We start from the raw sequence: 22,430 nt of genomic DNA on the forward strand, positions 1-22,430 counted from the left end.
GCTTGATTAATTTGAAGGCGAACCTGTTGGTTCGCTTTTTTTGTGCTTTTTAAGGTCTAGTCTTTAAACAGTTGCTGTTACCTTAGAGTGGGGCTTTTCTGTTGAATCTTGGTAGTCCGCTTCAGACAAAGCGGACGTTCAACGCCTTCATAAGCGGCGCAGAAGCTTGCGAAGAATGAGGCACAAGCCCCCCTATGCGTCAGGACGCGAAAATATGTTCAACGTCGCAGCTCAGAAGGAAAAAGTGACAGATAAATACAGCGATGTTTAAAGAGGTATTTAGCGCGAGAATTATATCCCATGATTGTTTCAGATCTTTCATCCTTGACACAGGAGCGTCAATAGCCCGATGGAACGCTTCTTCAAAAGCCTTAAAACCGAATGGATTCCAACAACTGGCTACCGGAACTTTACTGAAGCAAAGCAGAAGATTGGTGATTACATTCATGGCTATTACAGCCGACTGAGACCGCATTCATATAACGGTGGTTTAACGCCCAATGAATCGGAGAAACGTTACAGGAATAGCTACAACGATGTGGCCAAAACGACTTGACCACTACAAGCTAAGTATCAGTTTGACTATTAACCAGCATGCTAAACTTGCGATGGCGTCATTTTCATTTTTGCCCATTCGGCAAATTCTTGATAGGTACAGCAATCGGAGAATCCCTTCCCATCACCTTCAACCACCCTATATATAAGCAAGTACTTATGCTTACTATTATGTTTTCTTTCGTCTACAACCTGACGAACAGACCATAAACGCCCAGGTTGGTTATTTGTGTAGAATGCGCCCATTTCGAGCTCAAAACCGGCTATTAATTCTTCGTGTAAAATCGTATCAGCTAAGTCAATGATATGTTTAATTTGCTCGTCACTGGCATCAATAACCAATTCTGACCGGTTGATTGCCTCATGGATATGTCGCATTTTTATGCGTCTCGTATCAGGGTTATAGCCTATCCCCTTATATCGCATAAGACTTTGCGGGTAACGCCTCCAGTGAAAAAGATTGTTGAACAGTATCGCAACAGCAAACAGAATCATGCAGTTGATAATAGTTGGAGTGAGCACGTACCAATAACTTAAATCCGTTATCGCAGACCCACCAATTACAGCTGCCAAAGCGGTAGCACCACCTGGAGGATGTAGTGAGCGGGATAGGTGCATAATAAATATCGAAAGCGACACTGCTACCGGAGCGGCAATAAAGAGATTTTCAATGTATTGTGCACTTGTAACGCCGACAATAGCAGAAAGAATATTGCCAGCGAAGAATGCCCATGGCGTCGATAGCTGGCCATGAGGAACAGCAAAAAGAAGGACCGTTGACGCTCCCATGGATGGTAAAATTGCCGCTGCTCCCTCCGTGCCTAGCAACCATGTTGTAAGAAAAAAGCATAAGAATATAGCGAGCATTCCACCGATAGTGGCAACGACTTTTTCTGATACAACTACGTTGTTTTGAAAACCCCAAAACCGTTTTAGCGTATTTAACATATATTCCTTTGTAAGGTCAGATATAGGAAACGTATAGACAATATCTATAATTTCTGTGAACGAAAAGCTACGTTCTTATCTTTTTCACTAGGGTGATATTAAGGCGCTTCGCCAGTCTGACAAGATTTGCACGGTCTATTGACAGAGATCTGGCTGCCTTAGACCAGTTGTTTTCTGCGTGATGCAATGCCTTGATAATGAGTTGACGTTGAAATTTATCTGTTGCTTCCCGTAAGTCGGTATGGCTATCGGTCTCGAAACATACGGTGGACGAATCTGTGTCTTTACTTGTTAAAGAGTCTGAAGACACGGTTAAACCGGTAATGTCAGATGGCTCAATTATTGTATTTCCGGTTGGATTCTTCTCTCGAGCATAAAGTGCTGCGCGTGATATTACGTGCTCTAACTCTCTTACATTTCCCGGCCAGTGATAAACTGTCAGTTTATAAATTGCTTCTTTAGCCAGTATCAACTTTTGCAGTCCCAGACTTCGCCGCATTTTCTCTGCAAAATAGCCAGCCAGAAGCGGAACATCGCTTTGTCTGTCTCTAAGAGGCGGGACATATATCGGAAACACTATGAGACGATGATAAAGATCGGCCCGGAAGCGTTTATTTTGAACTTCATGCTCTAACTCTCTATTCGTAGCAGCAATAATTCTAACGTCCACTTTTCGACTCTTATCCTGACCGACGACCTGAATTTCCTGATTCTGTATTACTCTCAGCAATGTACCCTGAATTTCAAGCGGAAGCTCTCCAATTTCGTCCAGAAATAATGTTCCGCCATCAGCAAGTAAGAACTTACCATCGCGGTCGTTTGCGGCACTGGTAAACGCACCTTTCACGTGGCCGAAGAGTTCACTTTCTATCAGATGAACAGGAATAGCAGCGCAATTTACATATACGAGCGTTTTATTCCGCCGGTTTGATTGATAATGTAGCTCCCGGGCAACAAGTTCTTTGCCCACACCAGTTTCACCTTGCACCAAAATTGTGAGGTCGGACGAAGCTGCCAGTCGAATGGTCTGCTTTAATTTTTTTGTCGCAACACTATTTCCTATTATTTCTTCACCCTGATGATGCTCAGAGCTATTCTCATTCATTGCCCGTAATACATGCTGAGTATGAGTCTTCTGTTTATTTAACTCTCTGATATATAAAGCAGCATATAAAAGCCGGGCTGCCAGCCTGGACAGTGTGTCAACTGAAGCGGCATCAAGCGCATCATACTCATTAGGCTCCAGGCTATCGAGAGTAAGTACACCTAGCAACGTTTCATCTTTATATAAAGGAATTCCCATACAGGAATGTACGTTCATATTATGGTTATGACTTGCAATCATTCCATCATAGGGGTCTGGTAACGGCGAATCAGCTGAAAAGCGAGTGACCGCCCTCGTGCTACAGATTGCTTTTAAACGTGGATGTTGCTCTGGAATAAACCGTCGCCCCATGACGTCATCGGACAACCCTCTCTGCGCAACGGGAACAAGTGTCTCGTGTCGAAAAATCAATAGTGCTACAGCATCTGCTTTAATAGTTGCACAAACGGCAGAAATCAAACTTTCATAAAAACAATTCATCGAAACTGCGGCGGACAGATCAAGGGCAAAGTTAACCAAACTAAATTGAGATATTTTACTCATGAGACCATTTTGTATTGACACGAAGTATAGGTCATTATGACACAAACGATCCTAATTAGCCCATTAAGTGATGAGTCATTTTGACACATAGCTTAAAGAGTTATTCGTAACACATTGATACTAAGTGAAATAAAATTTGGCACACGAGTCGCATTACTCATAGCTACCAAATACTTAACGTCATTAAAGGTATGTTAATGCTTACTCAAACTCATATAGATACTGTCAAAGCGACCATTCCACTACTTGCTTCGGGAGGAACCGCAATTACCGAACATTTTTACGCCCGAATGTTCTTACATAATCCTGAGCTTAAAAATATATTTAACATGACGCATCAGAAAACAGGTCGTCAGCCAGCGGCTCTATTTAATGCGATAGCTGCATACGCTGCCAACATAGATCAGTTAGAGCTACTGACAGATGCCGTTATGCGTATTGCACACAAGCATACCAGTTTTAATATCCAGCCTGAACAGTACGCAATAGTGGGACATCATCTGATTGAGACATTGAGAGAATTGGCTCCGGACGCGTTTACTCCTGATGTTGAAGAGGCATGGACAGCTGCATATGGTCAATTAGCAGACATTTTCATTAAAGTTGAAAGTGAATTGTATCAACAAAAAGCTGCTGTAAAAGGAGGCTGGTCTGGCTTCAGAGCCTTTTCTGTCGTCTCAAAAGAGACCGAATCCGAACTCGTAACCAGTTTTACCTTAATGCCCGTCGATGGCGGTAGTGTTATCGATTATAAACCGGGCCAGTATTTAGGAATAAAGGTGCATCCTCATGGTAGTGAGCATGATGAAATAAGGCAGTATTCACTATCAACTGCCGCGAATGGAAAATCCTATCGCATTAGTGTTAAACGGGAAGGCCTGGGTGAAATGTGTGGTGTAATGTCTAATTATCTTCATTTAAAAATAAATGTTGGCGATGAAGTCTTGGTCATGCCCCCTGCCGGGGACTTTTATCTAAAACAACTTGATACTCCGGTTATATTGATTTCTGCAGGTGTGGGTCTGACGCCTATGCAAGCGATGTTAGATTCTTTAGTAAAAGAGAACTTCGCACATCCGGTGACCTATCTTCACGCATGTAAAAATCGAAATCAGCATTCTTTCAAAGGACATGTTGAGAGTGTTAAGAATACTCTGAACCTGCAGTCGCACACGTGGTATGAAAATGACGTTAGCAGTAGTCAAAATGAAACTACCGGAAGAATGAAAATAGAAGACGTTAAAGGTTCTTTACCACTGAAAGAGGGCGAGTTTTATCTCTGTGGACCTTTGCAATTTATGCTTGCTATCAAGCATGAATTATTAGCCTTGGGCGTCAGTCAATCGCGAATCAATTATGAATTATTCGGACCGCATCAAGAAGTTTAATCAAGTTTCAACGATAATTGACGCCAGTAAACTCTTTGATAAATCAGCCAAAAAAATACCTTAAAGAATAAAATATTGCTAATGGCGAAAAACTCAGAACTTTTCACTGCTAATTCTATAAATACGGAGCGATATAATCTTAAAAGTTCTTGTTATTTTTTTATTAAATATTAATATCAGTGACAGCAATGAGGAAATCATGACTAAGCACTGTAATCTCAACAAGAGCATTTTACTCACCTTACCCAATTAAGCCGGATGCAGTTCTGCATTCGGCCGCCTCTTATTTATCTAAAACCAGAAATTCCGTACCGGAATAAATTAAAGCTATAGATTAAATTTCTATTTCCTCACAGGGAAGGCTCTCCTGCGGGTGATTTTTAATTCAAAGAGGAAGGATTATCATGTCAAGAAAACCTAACATCACAATTTCATATGAAGACTTGAGTGATATTGAAGAACAGCTAAGAAAAATTAAATTACCGGCTGAAAGGTTTGACGAATTAGAAAAAGAATTAGTTCGCGCCAAAGTCGTTAACATTAAAGATCTTGCTCCAGACGTGGTGGCAATAGGTTCTCAGGTTACATTTAAAATAAGTAAGTTTGATAAATACTTGACTAAAACACTCTGCCTTCCATTGGATATGCATAAATACGAAGACGGCATTTCAATTTTCGCACCAATTGGCTCGGCATTACTAGGTTTAAGAGCTGGTCAAAAAATTAGCTGGAATACTAAAAGTGGCGAACAACAAATTGATATATTAGAAGTAAAAAGAAAAGTCCGTTATCTCGTCTGTGATTAGAAGGTAATCATTAACAGGTTGATTTATGAATTATTTAAGTACTACTATTTCTCAGCTAAAACAAAGCAGTCCGGCACAAACTGAATTTTATCAGGCTGTTGAGGAAGTCCTGCGAACTCTGGAACCTGTTCTGGAAAAAAACAACTATTATGCGAAGCATTCAATTATACAGCGATTAGTTGAACCCGAAAGACAAATTATGTTTCGGGTGCCCTGGCAAGATGACAGCGGAAATATACAGATTAATAAGGGATACCGCATTGAATTTAATTCGGCACTTGGTCCGTACAAAGGAGGACTTCGTTTTCATCCTTCGGTCAATGCCAGTATTATAAAATTCTTAGGATTTGAACAAATATTTAAAAATGCGTTAACTGGCCTGCCAATTGGGGGGGGCAAAGGAGGCGCAAATTTCGATCCAAAAGGACGAAGCGATGCCGAAATAATGCGTTTTTGTCAGTCATTCATGAACGAACTCTATCGTCATATTGGACCCAATACTGATGTGCCTGCCGGTGATATTGGTGTAGGCGCCAGAGAAATAGGCTACATGTTCGGTCAATACAAAAGACTGACCGGGAAATATGAGGGCGTGCTTACCGGAAAAGGTTTGCTTTGGGGTGGTTCGTACGCGCGAAAGGAGGCAACAGGATATGGAACAGTATATTTCGCAGATCACATGCTTAATGCACGAGGCGAAAACTTACAGGGACAACGTTGCCTCGTGTCCGGTGCTGGAAATGTCGCTATTTATGCAATGGAGAAGCTTTATCAACTTGGTGCTACTCCTATTGCCTGTAGTGACTCAACCGGTACGCTATATCATGCGCAAGGGTTGGATCTGTCTCTTATTAAGGAACTCAAAGAAAAAGAACGTACTTCGCTTTTACGTTACTTAAATTCTCACCCCAGGGCACAGTTCATTCCGATCAGTGAATATCCTTCAGGAGGACATACTATTTGGCGATACAAGGCAGACTTAGCGTTTCCATGTGCCACCCAAAATGAGTTAACGACTCGTGATGCCGAAGCACTGGTTTCTAATGGATGCAAATTGGTTAGTGAAGGTGCAAATATGGCTGCTTCACAAGGTGCGGTAGAGTACTTTCTTAAAGCCGGTATTTCTTATGGTCCGGGTAAGGCCGCTAACGCCGGGGGAGTAGCGACAAGTCAGTTAGAAATGGCGCAAAACGCCAGTATGCAAAAATGGACTTTCGAACAAGTCGATTGTCAATTACTACAAATAACGAAGGATATTTATCTACGAGCCAGTGAGACTGCAAGAGAATTCGGTGCGCCCGGTAACCTTGTATTAGGAGCTAATATTGCTGCCTTTCGTCGGGTTGCAGACGCAATGATTGAGCAAGGTGTAGTTTAAAAAACGCATAAAGTGAATTCAGATCGCCTCGAAATTCATGTCAAATCTAGTCTGAATGCAAGAAACAAATAAATATCAGAACCTCATCATCATCTAGTCACGGTGACGGGACTGCAGCTGACTTTTATAAACATCACTTTAATTACTATTAAATACAGATGAGGCAAATCTACAGCCTGAAAAGTTCAGGCTGTTTACTGTTCTTAATAATAAGATAGTTTTTCCGATTTACCGGCAAATATTCGGTATACCATAACAGTGTAAGCAAGAATACAAGGGACGACAACAACGGTACCTACCAACAAAAAACGAAGAGAATTCGCGTCTGCCAGCGCATCCATGATGGTGAGCTTACCCGGTACAACATAGGGATAGTAACTTATCCCGAACGCAGCAAAACATAGCAGAAATACAAGCAGAGCTAACGCAAAAGGCAGCCATTCACCTTTCCCGTCCGCCTCCGGCAGCTTTTGTAGCACGACACCACATAAAGCCAGTAAACCAAAACACGTTACAGGTATAGCCATCAACAAAAAGCCTAAGGGGCTTTCTAACCAGAGTGCCGCACTTCTGCGTGCAGCGTTAAATTTAAAAAACTTACGGCAATAATGCCCCCAGCCAATATCACCTTTCATAGAATAGAAGTCAGCTTAAGACAAAGCGGACCTTCAAGATGTGAGTATCAGACGTCCTAATTTTTGCCAACAGCATACAGTGTATACCAGATAATGTAGCTTCGATTTAAATCGAAGCAGACGCTTAAAGCTAGGTCTTCGTATAGCAAATAAGGCGCCCGACATCATTATTGAAAAAGCAAGTCTAATGCTGTTAATAGAACTGTATCGACATTAGCAATATGTCTGTTTGAGATCGCTAATAAATATGTTCAATAAAGCGCGTCGAACAAACCTATCATTGAGTTGAGTATCCCTTTCTCAGAAGCCGTAACGACAAAAGCCCGCAAAAATGCCTTAAGAGAAGTATCAAAATTCAGATATGATAAGTACTTATCATTCATGTTAAATCTGAATTTACTATGACACCAATTGACGGCCAACATTTTGATGAGCTAGCGGCATTGATTGCCGTGGCGTCTAATGGCTCATTTGTAGCAGCGGGGAAATATCTTGGCAGACATTCTACGATAATTTCCAAGCGGATCGCTTCGTTGGAACAGCGCTTAGGTGTGCGTTTAGTTGAACGCACAACACGTCAAGTCCAACTGACTGATGCTGCTAAACTCCTTGCTGAAAAGTATAGAGTGGCAACTGATCTTATAATTGAAGCTCAGGATGAGGTAGTAAAAGAGGCCGCAGAGCTAAGCGGAAGAATAAAACTCGCATTTCCGGCCACAATGGGCCGTTTATGGTTAGCGCAACAAATATCCAGTTTTATGAGTATGTATCCGAAGCTGGAGTTGGATATCAACTACAGCGATAATTATGTCGATCTTATTGAAGGTGGGTTTGACGCCGCCATAAGAATTGGCCATTTATCGGATAGTCGACTTTTAGCCCGAAAACTAACGAGGCATAAGCGAATTTTAGCCGCCTCTCCACGTTACCTTAAACAATTCGGCCAGCCGCATACACCAACCGACTTGCTTGTACACAATTGTATAGGCAACCCTAGCTTACAGTCCTACCCAATTTGGCGTTTATCCGACGGAGATAATGCAGAGGCAATCAGAACCAACGGAACGCTGCTCACAAATGATAGTATTGCCATGCTAGAGGCAGCAAGGGCAGGTGTAGGTATATTGGGCGCGGGAGAATGGCTTGTAGCCCAAGATATTGAACAGGGAAAGCTATTAAGAATTCTTCCCGAATGGACATTTGATGGTGATGGGGGGATTTACCTAGTGCGCCCATCTCGCCACTATGTATCAGCACGCACCGAAGTATTTGTTAATTGGATATCGTCGCTTTTTCAACCTTCACCTTGGTCAAATTAATAAAAACCAATTGCAGCATAATTTGCAGGTTAAAAATGCATTTTAAGTATATTGTGCATTTTTTTGCAGCCTGAGAAACTACCTCATACTTTGAAGCATTTGCTTCATCAATTCTGATATTGCTCTTAGAGTGAATGTGAAGTGTTATCTCCTTCATGTCGAATTAATCAAGGAGCAAGTTATCACGTGGGAGATTTCAAGTGGCGCATTTATCAACATCTATCAAAGCTGGCTCATTATTGTTTCTATCTGGTCGACTCGCATTCGATACTGACGATAACATAACTGGAGGCATTGAAAAGCAGACCTCGCTAATCCTTGCTAAGCATTTTGAAGAGCTAGCTAAATATAATCTGCGTCCAGAAAATGTCGTCAAAGCTGGAGTTTGGCTGACTGAGAAAAATGATTTTCAGTCGTTTGATTCAGCCTATGCTCAGGCATTTGGTGATCATCGTCCTACTCGGTCGACAGTCATTTCACAACTTGCAATTCAGGGAGCGTTGATTGAAATCGATTTAGTTGCCTCCTTTGACTCAATTGTCGGCTAATCACTCTTCAGACATCCAGTATAGAAGGAACGTATCATGAATATTGAGCGTATATCGGCATTTTCAAACGGTTCATCGGGTGGAAATCCGGCCGGTGTTGTATTGTGCGAGACAATGCCAAATCCAGATATTATGCAAAACCTTGCCGCCCAGATTGGCTACTCGGAAACTGCATTTGCTTCTCCACTAAACAAGGGGTGGAGAGTACGTTATTTTTCACCAGAAGTAGAAGTTGACTTCTGCGGTCACGCCACGATTGCTCTTGGCGCTGTCCTTGCAAAAACCATTGGAGCTGGAGAGTTTGATCTTACGCTTAATCATGCAGAAATTCGTGTGGAAGGTTTCATTTCAGAGCACAACTGGGGAGCATCATTTGTTTCCCCCCCAACCCACAATCAAACATTAGAGGCAAGCCTATTACAGGAAACCCTCGCTTTATTTGGTCTCAATAAAGAAGATTTGGATACGCGAATACCGCCAGCTTTAGCTTTTGCAGGGGGAGCGCATCTCATTCTTACTCTTAATAGTAGAGGCAAGTTAACACAGATGAATTACGACCAGAAGCAAGGGGCAGACTTGTCTAAACGCGCAGGTTTGGTGACTTTTAGCCTGATTTATCCAGAGAGTCACACGGTATTTCATTCGCGGAATCCGTTTCCAATCGGAGGCGTTTTTGAAGATCCTGCGACGGGGGCCGCTACCGCTGCATTGGGGGGATATCTTAGGGATATAAACTGGGAACACCGCGGGGCAATAACCGTTCACCAAGGCGATGACATGGGTATGTCCTCTCGCTTAAATGCGGAAATTTCCTCTGAAAAAGGTTCCGGCATCAGAGTATCAGGCTCTACAAGGACAATTTATTAAACGCATTAACTAAGGGTTCAATTATGGTACCTCCCGAACAAAGGCTCAGGTCGTTGAATATTGAGTTACCACCTGCACCAAAGCCCGCTGGACTCTACCTCCCAGCGACTCAGGTTGGAAACATGCTGCATTTATCAGGGCAAGGCCCAAGAGATAGCAAGGGGCATTTTCTCACCGGCAAATTAGGAGATGGGCTTGAAATAAATGACGGTTACCGTGCAGCAAGTAATACTGCATTGCAACTTCTTGCTGTTGTTAAAGAAGTTGTGGGTGACTTGTCGTGCATTGATTCAGTAGTGAAAATCGTGGGTATGGTGCATGCCACAGAAGACTTTAAAGACCATGCCTCAGTTCTTAATGGGTGTTCTGAATTACTGGTCAATATCTTGGGTGAAAGAGGTTATCACTCGCGATCAGTAATGGGGGTAAGTTTACTTGCTTTCGGCATGATCCTTCAGATTGATGCCGTTTTTGCTCTAAAAGCCAGTCGCTTATAAATTCCCCAAACTTCTTCAAAGCCGATTAGCGAATAGGACTTCAAGATGTCCCTCATCGAAATTGTCATTGCCTCTGGCAAATCTTCAGTAGATATAGCGCTGTACACACTTTTGCCTGTAATGGTGGTAATGCTTTGCCTGATGAAAGTACTGGAGGCAATGGGCGTAATGGCTATTATTGTAAAAATGCTGACACCTGTTTTAAAACCTTTTGGGTTAACGGGCATGAGCACCTTTGCGATGGTCCAGATGAATTTAATTAGCTTTGCAGCGCCGCTCGCGACACTCGCAATAATGCTCAGTAGAGGGGTCTCTGATCGGCACTTGGCTGCCACCTTAGCAATGCTTCTTGCCATGGGACAGGGCAATATTCTCTACCCGATGATACCTCTGGGGCTTAACTGGCCAGTTGCTATCGTGTTTTCTATAGCCGGAGGGCTGAGTGCAGCATCGTTTACGTGGTATTTTTCTGGAAAAAAATTGTCGTCCATTGCATGTGGAGAAACTCAGGACGAGTTAACGTCTTCTCCGTCAAAAAAAGGAATTATTAACATTATTAATGACGCAGGTGCTGAGGCTATTCGCTTGTCGGTCAACGCCGTTCCAATGTTGACTTTATCAATCACAATCGTGGGTATCTTGACACAGATAGGCGCAGTAGCGGGATTTGAGCGTCTGGTCACGCCGATACTTCATGTGATAAATGTCTCTCAGATCTATGTTGTGCCCTCTATCGCTAAATATTTGGGCGGAGGCACCGCATATTTAGTCGTAGCAAGTGATCTGGTGCACAGTAGCAATATTACTGCTGGAGATATCAATAAGTCTGTTGGCTTTCTCATCCATACTTTTGATTTACCCGGCATTGGTATTTTTCTAGGTATGTGTACTCGTATCATAGCAGTCTTCAAATATGCCTTACCCGGCATACTTGTTGGCATATTGATGCGAACAATACTGCATGGGTTCTACTTTTAAGGGCGATGCTACTCATTAAGAAAAGCACCTATGAAAAAAGACTTTCACAGGATTAACCATCCGCTAGCACGTCAATTGCAGCGACTCAAATATAAGTAATTTACTGATGGCAACTCGATCACAACTATCACTGAACCAGTTTCTTCCGAACGGCTGCTCTACGTACTTTCCAGCCCCACAGATCCACTGGCTCAAAAAAGACAAGGAGTAGACCTTAGGGGTTAGGCTTTCAACTTTTGAGTTGTACCATCAGTGGGTTTTAGCTATAACGATTTCGATGTAATTGAGTGGGATAACAGCTTGTTGGCCCATTATGTAGCATATGTCTATGTTCGCCCCCGATTATCGCTTTTATCTATTATTAACAACATTTTCTAAAACCCTCGTAAAGTCCTAAATTAAGTACATTAAGTGGAAATATCTCGCATAGTGTAACCAAGGTGGGATCTTATAGTGAATAGCGTAACAGCTACAGCATTAGCAGAAGAGATCGGCGACAGATTGAAGCAAGCTCGACTTAATCGAGACTTAACACAATCTGAAGTTGCGGAGCTTGCTGGCATTGCTCGCAAAACGGTTTTAAATGCAGAAAAGGGCAAAGTTCAGCTCAACATTATGATTGCTATATTAATGGCATTAGACCTCACGGAGCATATTGATCTATTTCTCCCTAAACAAGAAATTTCTCCCTTACAGCAGGCCAAACTGCAAGGAAAGAAAAGGCAGAGAGCCTCTGGCCAGCGCAGTAACAAAAATGAGGAAACATCAGAATAGTAATGGAAGTTATTACAATAACATACCAAGACGATGTTGTTGGTGCTGTGAGTTTTGACACTGAAAAGGGACTTGGGTCATTCGAATATGCTCCAGGCTTCATAAAAAAAGGTATCGAGCTGTCCCCCGATCGAAATGCCATTATCGTATCGCATTTATAGCTTTCCCGAACTGGATTTCAATACCTTTAAACTCGACCTCATTAAAGGGTTTCAGCGATGAAAAGAATAAGAGAGCCAATAACAGGGCGGGAACATTAGCCGTCATCTGGCGAAGTGAATTACCTTATTAATACTGTTCTGGTAAAAAGCATTCGCTGTTTTTTCTAGCTCACCAACCTAACCTAGCAATGACTAGATTTTCAGATGTGCTTAGTGAAAACGTCCAGTTATTTTTCTCACACAAACGCTGCACAATGCCTAAACCAAGGCCGTTATTTGTTATATGGGATTCGGCAGGTAATGTTACCTGCTGGTCAACATGCTTATTTGTGTGATTGCTTACAATGAGTTCGTTGTCTTTAATTACTACGCTGACAGGGCCTTGGTTATCTAAGGTGTGTTCGAACGCGTTACGTACAAGGTTTGTAACGGCGATAGAAAAAGCTTGTGGATGCCCGAAAATGCTGGGGTTTGCCGCTTCGTCTAGTTCAATATCAACCGACTTTCCTCGCAAAAGGTAGCGCTGCTGGTCGATGGCTTTACACACTAATGGCGCAACGCTAAACTGTTCGTTATACAAGCCGTCGTCGGTCTCGCGGGCTAAACACAAAAACATTTCAATCATGTTTTTCATGTCTAGCGTGGCACGCCGCATTCTATCTAGCGCCTTTTTGTCACCATTATCTAAGTCACTTTGTTCAAGTATTTCGAGCGCACCCGAAATTACCGTCACTGGGGTGCGTAATTCGTGGCTGGCGGCATTGGTGAAATTGCGTTCGCGTTCAACAAAGTCGCTAACTCTTTCAAGGGTCTTTTCAATTGTCATCGCTAACAGGCCTACTTCGTCATCTACGAATCGGCTCGACCTAATGCGTTTATGATCGTCGGCAGTTAAATGTTTGGGGTCAATTTTTGCAACAACGTTAGCAAGCTCTACCACCGGCGCCACCGCTTTGCGCATAATAAATAACCCTAAAATAAAACCAAACAGGCCTAATGTGCCTACCACGCCAGTTATAGCAAGTAGCAGCCACCAATCTTCAGATGAATTGGCTTCAATGCCGGCTACGTCAAAAACAACATAGGCGTTTTGTGTGGAACCGGAAGGGATTATTACTGCAACGTGTAATTCTTCGGCGTCAAACTCATACAAGCCTTTTTCTGGATTGGTACGAGCCCATTCTCTAAGCGAGGCTGGCAAGTCATCAATTTGAGTATAGCTTTGCAGGTTCGATGTAAGGGCAGGGTAGTTTTCAGCGGCTACTTCAAGTTGCTGCGACAATACGCGGTCTTCGCTTAGTCTAATTCCACTAAAAAAAGCGAAGCCCCATACAATGCTGAGTACAGCAACACACACGGCGAAGGCTATGGCTACACGTTTGCGTAAACTGTGCTTATATACCACTACATATCCTCAGCAATTCGATATCCAATGCGATGAACCGTGTGGATTAGCGGTTGCTCAAACGACCTATCAACAGCCTGCCGTAGCTTGTACATGTGCGATCGCAGCGCATCACCGTCAGGCTGTTCATCTGCCCAAAGTAGTGTTTCAAGTGTATCGCGAGTTACTACAGAAGGGGAGACTTCCATTAATCGCTGTAGCAGCTTCATACAGGTAGGTGTGATATCAATTCGTTGTCCACTACGGTGCACTTGTAGGGTGGATTTGTTAAGCGTGAGATCTCCCACAGTTAGTACGTTCTCTGCTTTGCCATTGCTACGCTTGAACAGTGCATGAAGTCGCACGTGAAGCTCCTGTAAGGCAAAGGGTTTAACCAAGTAGTCGTCTGCACCAACTTCGAAGCCTTTAATTTTATCGTCAAGCGTATCTCTGGCGGTAAGCATAAGTAACGGCACTTGAAGCTTGGCTTCAGTTCGCAGCTTTTGGCAAAAGTGCAGACCGTCCATCCCAGGAAGCGTAAGGTCTAGCACTATTACGTCAAAAGCATGAGTAACAGCCAGGTGCATTGCGCTTATGCCATCATAGGCAAAGTCGAGTATGAAGTTATGTTTTTCAAGATAAGCAGCAATGTTGTCACAGATATCGCGATTATCTTCAACAACTAATACTCTAATGGGCAATGCCCCCGGCGGTTGTAACATGCATTGTTCCTTTATTACCAAGCGTAGTCTAAGCGCAATCCAATTAACGGCTCGGCTTCGCTGCTGTCTATTACTTCAACGCCACGGCGGTAGTCAAACTCGCTTTCATCACCCGATGATGCTGCCGTTACGTTAATGACATCAAGAAAGGCAGTGATATCTACAGGGCCAACAGCGCGGCGATAGTCCACACGTACATTTAACAAACCGGTGCCACTTTTACGGCCCACATTGCGCTGCGTAATCTCTTTCGAATAGCGCAAAGGTTCGCCCGGCCCCAGCACATCAGAATGGATGATAAATAGGTCATCAGGCGTACCAGACAGGTACTTATAGCGCCCTGCTACTTTCCAGCGGTCGTTTATTTCCCACGTTAGGCCTATTGTGGCTACGTGCTCACGACTAAATTCAGCGGCTACGTCGCCACGCCCGTCTTTTCGGTCAATTACAGCGTCGTTATACGAGTAGGTCGCGGTGGCATAAAGCCCTTCTTGGATTGTACCGTTTAATACAATATCGACCCCGTAAGACGAACCGTCGCCAATATTGGCAAAGGTACCATTTGCTCTATCAAGGTCTACCACTAAATCTTCTAAATTTTGATAGTACGCTTCCGCCAACACCGACCAATCTTTAGTTATAGTGTGTTTTAAGCCTACGCTCGTATACGTTATTTTTTCGTTTTTCAGTTTGTTCGATTCATTGGCTGCCAGCTCTAAATATCGCGGAGACTGATAGAATTGACCAGCTGTTGCAAAATATCGTGTTGAGGTAGTAGGCTGCCAGTTGACGCTAAACCTAGGTGATACAACACTTTGGTCGGCAAACCCATCGCGCTCGGCACGTAATCCTGCGCTGAAATCCCAATCACTGAACTCAAATTTCTGGTCGACATAGCCCGCATAGTTTGTTTCTTTTCGACGTATAGAAGCATTGATGTTTTCAGGCGTTAGCACAATGTAGCGCTGCTCAGGATTGGCTCTAAAATCATCGTCGTCATATACGTATCTAATCCAATCACCGTCTAGCACAGTGTCGTAATCTAGCTCAATTTGAGTTAACCGCGCGCCTGCACTGAATAATCCCCACTGGTTTATTGTTTCAAAGTCGGTGCGCCATCCAATTTCCGTTTCATTTTCACCTATTGTTATGATGTTTTCGCGTACAGGAAAATCTGATGCAGGTGCGCCTTCTGGCGCCTGATCAGGGAAGGCTTCACCTTCTGAACTCACCTTGTCACTTTTTCGATAATAGATTCTATTAGTCCAAACCGCATTATCACCAATAAGTGATCGTAGTGTTAAACCATACAGGTCGCTGTCTTGTTTGAAATTAAGTAGCGCTACATCTTCAAAATTGGGCGATGCAAAAACATGGCTCACATTTCTTTCGTAGTCTTCATAAGTGTCTATTAGTAGCACTTCAAGCGTATGGTTTTGATTTACCGGTATCACAGACTTTACTATGGCGTCGCGTAATACAGGGTTACCAATGTCAAGCTCGTCAATGGTTTCAAAGAGCTCTCCAAAGTCCAAACGTCTTGCAGAAACAAGCAATGTTGAATCTTCCGTAATGCCAGTTGGGCCATCGTAACCTACCTCAAAACCTGCAAGGTCGTAGCGAAAACTAGCGGAAGGGCTTGGGTTGCCATCTGCCACATCTAACTTAAGCAGCGATGCTGCACGGCCGCCATACGCAGGGCCCCAGCCACCGGGGGAAAATTCAGCGCCGCTAATAACATTGGGCGCAAAAATGGAGAATCTACCGCCGCCGCCAACGTCTTCTTCTTCACCTAGGGTGGCGTCGAAGTGGATGGCCTTATCAAACGGGAAATCATCTACGAATATCAGGTTGTCTCTTGGGCCTCTTCCGCGCACACTGAAGCTAGCAAACTCGCTCGCAGACGCGAGTCCTGGCAAGCCATCTAGCGACAAGAGAGGGTCGGCTCCGCCGCCAACCGCGCTGCGCAGTGTTTCTCTATCAATGTAAACATTAGAGGCAGACGACGATAAATCTGACTGTTGCGCTCTTACTTCAACGACTTCTATCGATTCAGCTCTTAGCTCGTAATCAAGCCTAATGTTCTTTCGTGTAATAACGCGAACGCTGGGTTCAAATAACGAGGCAAACCCTGCCTTACTGACATTCACTGAATAGAGCCCGGGGTTGAGCTCATCGACCATTATTCGCCCCTGTTCGTTAGTCTCAAGTGTTTGGGTAGAGGCAGTTTCACGCTCTTTAAGTGTGATTTAAGCGCTGGAAATGGGTCGCTCAGTGACTTGATCCTTAACTACTATTGTCAGTGCACCGGGGGATTCGTCGGCATGGGAAGTGAACGGAAAAACGAATAAAACAGCGCATAAACCCAATATGGAGCGGGACTTTACTTGCTTATTCATATTGTTGCCCCTCTTTGACTTAGCCAGGATATCAATTTGTTTTGTTTTCTCATGTGATTACCTTAATAAGTTGACTGAGTTTGTTGAAACACATGAAGATTAACAAAGCAGATGTCGCCGAAATGTCGCCAAGACATGAAGAAAAACTAATTATGACAGGCATGCTAAGAAAAAAACGTCAGGTTAACTACTGCTGCTGCATTGGCACTCTTTGCCGTGCTTTAACAACGATAATTTTCCGATAATAGAATATTGCGACACTTATCGTATCGTTTCCAAACAAAATGCGGATGTGGATTGATGGGGATGTAAAAGCTGGCAAATTTGCAAACGCCAGTGATTATATTCGCGATTTAGTACGTCGCCACCAGAGTGAACAAGAGGCCATTAGCTTAGCTCTGAAAGAAGGGGGGAGGGCTTGTCTTACAGGTTTAAACGTGTAGAAAATTATTAAACAAATGAATAAGTCTTGTATAGTCAAACTCGCTAAGCGTATAAAAAAAAGCCGCATTCAGCAACGTGATGCGGCTTTCCGAGTTGGGCTGACTAGGCAGCCTTATAGAGCAATTGCGTAAAAGGGGTTAGCTAGAACGACCCTCACTCATAGCTGCCTGTTCAAATACCTTAACTCTAGACATATGATCACCTCCTTATCTTCGTTGCTAAAACTAATTCGAACATAACATAGGCGGGGCTTAAGTAAAGTATGACGTCATTAAAGAAAGTTTAGGGAAGTACACACTAATCAAAAAAAGGAATAGCAAAACCAAGGCGCCAATATAAACCTTACTTATTAAATCTACGTAACCAATGCTAACTGAAACCCTTTGCGCCGCCCGTTGACGTGACATTAAAGCCTCAACGTGTAACCAGTAGTACGCAAATTCTCTAAAAGGTTAGAACGTAGATGCAAACATTAAATACGCACAAAACCAGCATGAGCCGAAAAGCCGCATTATTGGTTACGCTTTTTGCTACCTCACTTTTCACCTTTGCCCAGTCAAACTCAACTGAACAAATTAAAATGACAGGCAGTAATGGTTCGTCTGTGATGGGGAGTGTGCAGTCGACCTTCGACAATCCGTGGGCGATGGCTTTTTTGCCTGATGGGCACAGTTTGGTAACGGAAAAAGCCGGTACACTTTGGTTGCTTGATAAAAATCAGCAAAAGCGTTTTGCTGTAAGCAATGTGCCAAGTGTTACTGCACGCGGGCAGGGCGGTTTAGGTGACGTTATTATTCACCCAGACTTTGCGTCGAACAACACCATTTATATTTCGTATATTGAACGGGATGAAAAAGACGATGCGTTTAGCGGCGCAGTAATAGAGCGCGCTACGCTTAGTGTTACCGATAGTGGCGCGACATTATCTGATAGAACGCTTATCTGGCGCCAGTCGCCAAAAATGACCGGGAACGGTCACTATTCACATCGCATGGCGTTTTCGCCTGACGGCTATTTGTTTATTACCTCTGGCGAGCGCCAGAAATTTACGCCAGCCCAAAACATGGCAATGAATTTGGGTAAAGTTGTGCGCTTGAACGAAGATGGAAGTGTGCCAGAAGATAATCCGTTTTATGGCCAAGGCAGTGTAACCGAACAAATTTGGACATTAGGTCACCGCAACCCTTTGGGCATCGACTTTGATGAGCAAGGTAATTTATGGGTTCACGAAATGGGGCCGCGCCATGGCGACGAACTTAACCTTATCGAAAAAGGTCGCAACTACGGTTATCCCTCCGTGTCGCAGGGAGACCATTATTCAGGCGTAAAAATCCCAAATCACGAAGATATCCCTATTTTTAAATCACCTGAATTAGCGTGGGTACCTGCTATTAGCCCTGCCGGTTTTATCATCTATAAAGGCGATAAGTTTAACAGCTGGAAAGGTAACGGTTTCATCGGTGGTTTGTCTTCAAAGGCACTGGTTCGTGTTGCCTTTAATAAGGACGATAAAGGTAAATGGAAAGTGGAAGAAGCCGAGCGCTATGAGTGGGGTAAGCGAGTGCGTGAAGTCGAGCAAGACAGCATGGGCAATATCTATGTGCTTGAAGATAAGGAAGGCGGGCGTTTAATTAAATTAAGCGAGTAAAACGCGAGTGCATTATTAATTAACTTGTCGATAGGATAGTTTTCGATTCATGCTCGCGTATGACGGACAGATACAAACTTTAGGAACTCTATGATTCAATCTCCTCAAAACTTTAACTTTGAACGTTGTGAAGACGAACCTATACACATTCCTGAAAGTGTACAAAGTTACGGTTTTCTTATCGCGTTTAGCTATGACGATCTGAATATTTCAATCGTCAGTGAGAACTGCGAAACAATATTTGCTGAGGGGATTATTGGGAAAAACTTTTTAGATATTCTTTCTTCTAATACAAACGAGCGCGCTTTTCTTGAAGAGACATTCGATAGGGTGTCGAAGAGCAAAATAAGGCTGCCCATTAAACTTCATTTGGAAGCATCACTTTTAAATGAAGGTACGGCAATAGATTATTTAGCCGTTGTTTATGACTCGGGTCATCATTATGTGGTTGAGCTAGAGCCTGCTACAGAATTTAGAGAAACCTACAGTGCAGAACAATTTATAAAGCTTTATGCGATGTCTATAGCGCCACGCTTCAAAGAAATGACGTCGTTAGGTGAGATGGCGCAAGAGATGGTGTCAACCATTAGGTATCTCACCAATATGGATAGAGTCGTACTTTATAAATTTAATGAAGACTATTCGGGAAAGGTTATAGCAGAAGCCAAAGCTGAAGATATGGAGTCTTACCAAGATTTGTATTTCCCCGCCTCAGATATACCTAAGCAAGCCAGGGAGTTGTACAAAACAAACTGGGTAAGGCTAACTCCTGATACTGAGTTGCCCCCAGCTAGGCTAGTGCCTTCTGTGGAGGAGTCGGGACGAGAGCGGTTAGATTTGACTCGTTCGCTTCTGCGCACGTTCTCGCCTATTCACCTGCAATATATTAGAAACCAAGGTTTGCGGGCTTCATTTTCCATTTCGTTAGTCACCGATGGTAAGTTATACGGGCTCATTTCCTGTCATCATCGTGAGGCCTGCTATATTCCTCAAGATGTAAGGCTACAGTGCGAGAATTTAAGTCAATTGTTTAGCTGGCATTTGTTGGCTAAAGAAGAGGAAGTTGCGAAACAGAAGAAGTTTGTCACCGATGAAGCTGTTGATGCCATGCTAGACAAAATTGGCCCAGCTAACCCTATTAGTCGCGTGGTTAAAAGCGGCGAACGGGCTTTTTTAGATGCGCTCAATAGTTCAGGGTTTGTTTACTATTCACAGTACGAAACCATTACGCTTGGCTCTACCTTACCGATAGACCTTATTAAAGACATCTTTTCTAAGGCCAGTAGTGAAGGCGGTTTTCCTTACACAAACGATTCACTTTATGATGATTACCCGGAAGCACGAGAGCATGGTATCGCGGGTATTATGATCATTCCACTGTTTGAAAAAAAGCAGTACTTTACCGCTTGGTTTAGAAAAGAAACCCACCGCGTTCAAAAGTGGATTGGCGCTGAAGATGAAAAGTCAGAAGAAGCACCAAAATCTGAGCGCCTTAAACCTCGTTCGTCTTTTACTATCCATACTCGAAAAATTGAGGGGCGTTCAACACCGTTTGATAAAGCAGATGTTGATACCGCCAATCGGCTAAATAGAATGTTTTTGGTATATGCTCTTGATGTGCAAGAGCGTATGCATATAAGCATCCAAGAACTTGAAAAACAAGATAATTACAGAAATGAATTCCTTGCTACCTTGGCTCATGAATTACGAAACCCATTGGGCCCAATCATGTCGGGGGCAAGCATTTTAGAAACGGTCGATGATGATAAAACGCGTAAAAGAGTAACGGCAATTATTAATCGACAAGCGGAATACATGTCTAAACTCATCAACGACTTAATGGATGTATCTCGTATTACCCGCGGCAAGGTTAAGCTTGAATTTGAAAGATTGAGCATTCAAGACGTCCTTTCTGATTCCCTTGAAATTGTTGAGCAGCAAGTGAAAGCCAAGAAGCACGATATAACCGTAAATTGTCTTGATGAAGATGTGACCGTTTACGGAGATAAAGCGCGCTTAAGCCAGATTTTCTCTAACATTATTCATAACGCGACTAAGTATACAAAAGAGTCGGGGAAGATTGTTGTAGATATCAGAAAAGACGGAGTAATGATTGTTGTTTCTGTTAAAGATAACGGCATGGGCATCCCTGAAGATAGGCTAAAAGATGTGTTCAACATGTTCACTCAAATTGAAGCGCATTCTACACATACCAAAGGCGGGCTTGGTATTGGGCTAACATTGGTGTGTAAGCTGGTGGCATTACATCATGGCGAAGTATCTGTAATGAGCGAAGGCGTCGGTCAAGGAAGTACTTTTGAAGTTAGGCTACCTATCTCCAAAACAGCTTTTGAGCAGTCTGACAACAAAGAAATGGAATCTGTTGTACCAAACAAAAGTAAAGTGATGTTTGTGGATGACAACGCCGATCTTATCGATGCTTATTGCTTGTTAGCTGAGTCGATGGGGGTTACTGCTTTGGGAATTACCTCTCCGACAGAAGCGGTAGAGAAATTTAAAGCCTTTAAGCCAAACTGTGTATTCCTTGATATCGGCATGCCAGATATTGATGGTTATGAGCTAGTTAAAATGCTTAAAGCCCTACCAGAAGCAGACAGCGTTAAGTTTTACTCTCAAAGCGGGTGGGGGTCAGAAAAATACGTAGAAGACTCTAAATCTGCCGGGTTCGATGAGCATTTTGTGAAGCCCTTATCTAAAGAGACCATTAAATCGGTACTAAGCTAGTGTTGCCCCGCGCAACGGGGGGCAAACAAAGAAAAGTATTCGTAAGTGAATATCAACAGTGAAACACGCTATAATAGCAGGCAAACGTAATTAGGAATAAATATGAAAGTCTGTGGTATAGATTTAAAAGGTAACGAAGCAATTATTAGTTTGGTGTCGCTAGCTGACGGTTTGTTTCATTTGCCCGACTGCCGTACGCGCCGATTAACACTGGCCGATACCAGTGCCAAGGGGCTAAAAAGCTTTCAAAGCACCTTCGCTAAGCTTGTCGAAGATTATAAAATTGATGCTGTGATCATTCGTCAGCGTCAAAGCAAAGGTAAATTTGCAGGAAGTGCAATCGGCTTCAAACTAGAGGCAGCTATCGAATTGATTGATGGGTTAGAGGTTATTGTATTTAGTCCTACAGATATTAAAGAGTCGCTTCGCAGAAACCCGCTAGCAGTTCCGTTCTCTGAAACTGGTTTAAAGCAGTTCCAAGAGACAGCCTTTACCACGGCTTACGCATGGCTTATGAAAAATGAGTATGCGTCGCAAGAGGCTAGTGAAGGGTAACAGGTAGCCGTTCGACACATTCGTGAACAGT

At 43.2% G+C, this 22,430-nt stretch carries 18 protein-coding genes and 1 pseudogene; 13 read left to right on the forward strand and 6 right to left on the reverse strand.

The window, feature by feature from the left end; all coding sequences use genetic code 11:
* Positions 1-340: 340 nt before the first annotated feature.
* Positions 341-556 (forward strand): annotated as a pseudogene (locus ACTRWF_RS16125) (IS3 family transposase); the annotation flags it as partial.
* A gap of 41 nt (positions 557-597) precedes the next feature.
* On the opposite strand, the gene ACTRWF_RS16130 reads toward ACTRWF_RS16125, so the two are convergent.
* Both ACTRWF_RS16130 and norR read right to left on the reverse strand, forming a co-directional pair.
* Complete coding sequence (locus ACTRWF_RS16130) at positions 598-1,503, reverse strand: HPP family protein (protein WP_015067778.1); 906 nt, start codon at positions 1,501-1,503, stop codon at positions 598-600.
* Positions 1,504-1,570: 67 nt separating this feature from the next.
* Positions 1,571-3,151 carry a nitric oxide reductase transcriptional regulator NorR gene (norR, locus tag ACTRWF_RS16135; RefSeq protein ID WP_015067777.1) on the reverse strand — a complete coding sequence of 527 codons (1,581 nt, stop codon included), beginning with the start codon at positions 3,149-3,151 and terminating at the stop codon, positions 1,571-1,573.
* A gap of 197 nt (positions 3,152-3,348) precedes the next feature.
* On the opposite strand from norR, the gene hmpA reads away from it, so the two are divergent.
* From hmpA to gdhA, 3 genes are all read left to right on the forward strand, one after another.
* Positions 3,349-4,539 carry an NO-inducible flavohemoprotein gene (gene hmpA, locus ACTRWF_RS16140; protein ID WP_015067776.1) on the forward strand — a complete coding sequence of 397 codons (1,191 nt, stop codon included), beginning with the start codon at positions 3,349-3,351 and terminating at the stop codon, positions 4,537-4,539.
* 404 nt (positions 4,540-4,943) lie between these two features.
* Entirely contained in the window at positions 4,944-5,345 is a 402-nt protein-coding gene (locus ACTRWF_RS16145; protein ID WP_108569055.1) for a GreA/GreB family elongation factor, read from the forward strand.
* 25 nt (positions 5,346-5,370) lie between these two features.
* On the forward strand, positions 5,371-6,723 hold the full coding sequence (gdhA, locus tag ACTRWF_RS16150; protein ID WP_117315641.1) for an NADP-specific glutamate dehydrogenase: 1,353 nt from the start codon (positions 5,371-5,373) through the stop codon (positions 6,721-6,723).
* A gap of 203 nt (positions 6,724-6,926) precedes the next feature.
* Here the strand turns inward: gdhA and ACTRWF_RS16155 are convergent, their stop codons facing one another.
* Positions 6,927-7,358, reverse strand: a complete 432-nt coding sequence (locus ACTRWF_RS16155) for a cytochrome d ubiquinol oxidase subunit II (RefSeq protein WP_462835869.1) — start codon at positions 7,356-7,358, stop codon at positions 6,927-6,929.
* Positions 7,359-7,759: 401 nt separating this feature from the next.
* On the opposite strand from ACTRWF_RS16155, the gene ACTRWF_RS16160 reads away from it, so the two are divergent.
* From ACTRWF_RS16160 to ACTRWF_RS16185, 6 genes are all read left to right on the forward strand, one after another.
* Positions 7,760-8,677 (forward strand): LysR substrate-binding domain-containing protein, encoded by a 918-nt coding sequence (locus tag ACTRWF_RS16160; protein WP_462835870.1) that lies wholly within the window; start codon positions 7,760-7,762, stop codon positions 8,675-8,677.
* A 200-nt stretch (positions 8,678-8,877) separates the two neighbouring features.
* Positions 8,878-9,225, forward strand: a complete 348-nt coding sequence (locus ACTRWF_RS16165) for a Rid family hydrolase (protein ID WP_462835871.1) — start codon at positions 8,878-8,880, stop codon at positions 9,223-9,225.
* A gap of 36 nt (positions 9,226-9,261) precedes the next feature.
* Positions 9,262-10,092 carry a PhzF family phenazine biosynthesis isomerase gene (locus ACTRWF_RS16170; protein ID WP_462835872.1) on the forward strand — a complete coding sequence of 277 codons (831 nt, stop codon included), beginning with the start codon at positions 9,262-9,264 and terminating at the stop codon, positions 10,090-10,092.
* Positions 10,093-10,115: 23 nt separating this feature from the next.
* Positions 10,116-10,589, forward strand: coding sequence for an Atu1372/SO_1960 family protein (locus tag ACTRWF_RS16175; protein ID WP_462835873.1), 474 nt, complete (start codon positions 10,116-10,118; stop codon positions 10,587-10,589).
* A gap of 45 nt (positions 10,590-10,634) precedes the next feature.
* Positions 10,635-11,567: a nucleoside recognition domain-containing protein gene (locus ACTRWF_RS16180; protein ID WP_462835874.1), complete on the forward strand. Its 933-nt coding sequence runs from the start codon at positions 10,635-10,637 to the stop codon at positions 11,565-11,567.
* A gap of 453 nt (positions 11,568-12,020) precedes the next feature.
* The gene (locus ACTRWF_RS16185; RefSeq protein WP_462835875.1) at positions 12,021-12,341 is read left to right on the forward strand and encodes a helix-turn-helix domain-containing protein; all 321 of its coding nucleotides are present in this window, start codon (positions 12,021-12,023) and stop codon (positions 12,339-12,341) included.
* A 330-nt stretch (positions 12,342-12,671) separates the two neighbouring features.
* Here ACTRWF_RS16185 and ACTRWF_RS16190 read toward each other — a convergent pair whose 3' ends face one another.
* From ACTRWF_RS16190 to ACTRWF_RS16200, 3 genes are read right to left on the reverse strand one after another with little or no spacing between them, the layout of a single operon-like run.
* Positions 12,672-13,907: a histidine kinase dimerization/phospho-acceptor domain-containing protein gene (locus ACTRWF_RS16190; protein WP_462835876.1), complete on the reverse strand. Its 1,236-nt coding sequence runs from the start codon at positions 13,905-13,907 to the stop codon at positions 12,672-12,674.
* Complete coding sequence (locus ACTRWF_RS16195; protein WP_081365755.1) at positions 13,907-14,608, reverse strand: response regulator transcription factor; 702 nt, start codon at positions 14,606-14,608, stop codon at positions 13,907-13,909. Before ACTRWF_RS16195 ends, ACTRWF_RS16190 begins: the two co-directional genes overlap by 1 nt.
* Before the next feature lie 14 nt (positions 14,609-14,622).
* Positions 14,623-16,791, reverse strand: coding sequence for a TonB-dependent receptor domain-containing protein (locus ACTRWF_RS16200; protein WP_462835877.1), 2,169 nt, complete (start codon positions 16,789-16,791; stop codon positions 14,623-14,625).
* Between the two features lie 1,123 nt (positions 16,792-17,914).
* Between ACTRWF_RS16200 and ACTRWF_RS16205 the strand changes: the two genes are divergently transcribed.
* The 3 genes from ACTRWF_RS16205 (at position 17,915) to ACTRWF_RS16215 (ending at position 22,399) form a co-directional block, all read left to right on the forward strand.
* Positions 17,915-19,099 carry a PQQ-dependent sugar dehydrogenase gene (locus ACTRWF_RS16205; RefSeq protein WP_462835878.1) on the forward strand — a complete coding sequence of 395 codons (1,185 nt, stop codon included), beginning with the start codon at positions 17,915-17,917 and terminating at the stop codon, positions 19,097-19,099.
* Between the two features lie 90 nt (positions 19,100-19,189).
* Entirely contained in the window at positions 19,190-21,844 is a 2,655-nt protein-coding gene (locus tag ACTRWF_RS16210) for an ATP-binding protein (protein WP_462835879.1), read from the forward strand.
* Positions 21,845-21,946: 102 nt separating this feature from the next.
* On the forward strand, positions 21,947-22,399 hold the full coding sequence (locus ACTRWF_RS16215) for a DUF3010 family protein (RefSeq protein ID WP_012519274.1): 453 nt from the start codon (positions 21,947-21,949) through the stop codon (positions 22,397-22,399).
* The last annotated feature ends 31 nt before the right edge of the window (positions 22,400-22,430 follow it).

It is taken from the genome of Alteromonas sp. G5_S2_22_S1, from assembly GCF_054968525.1.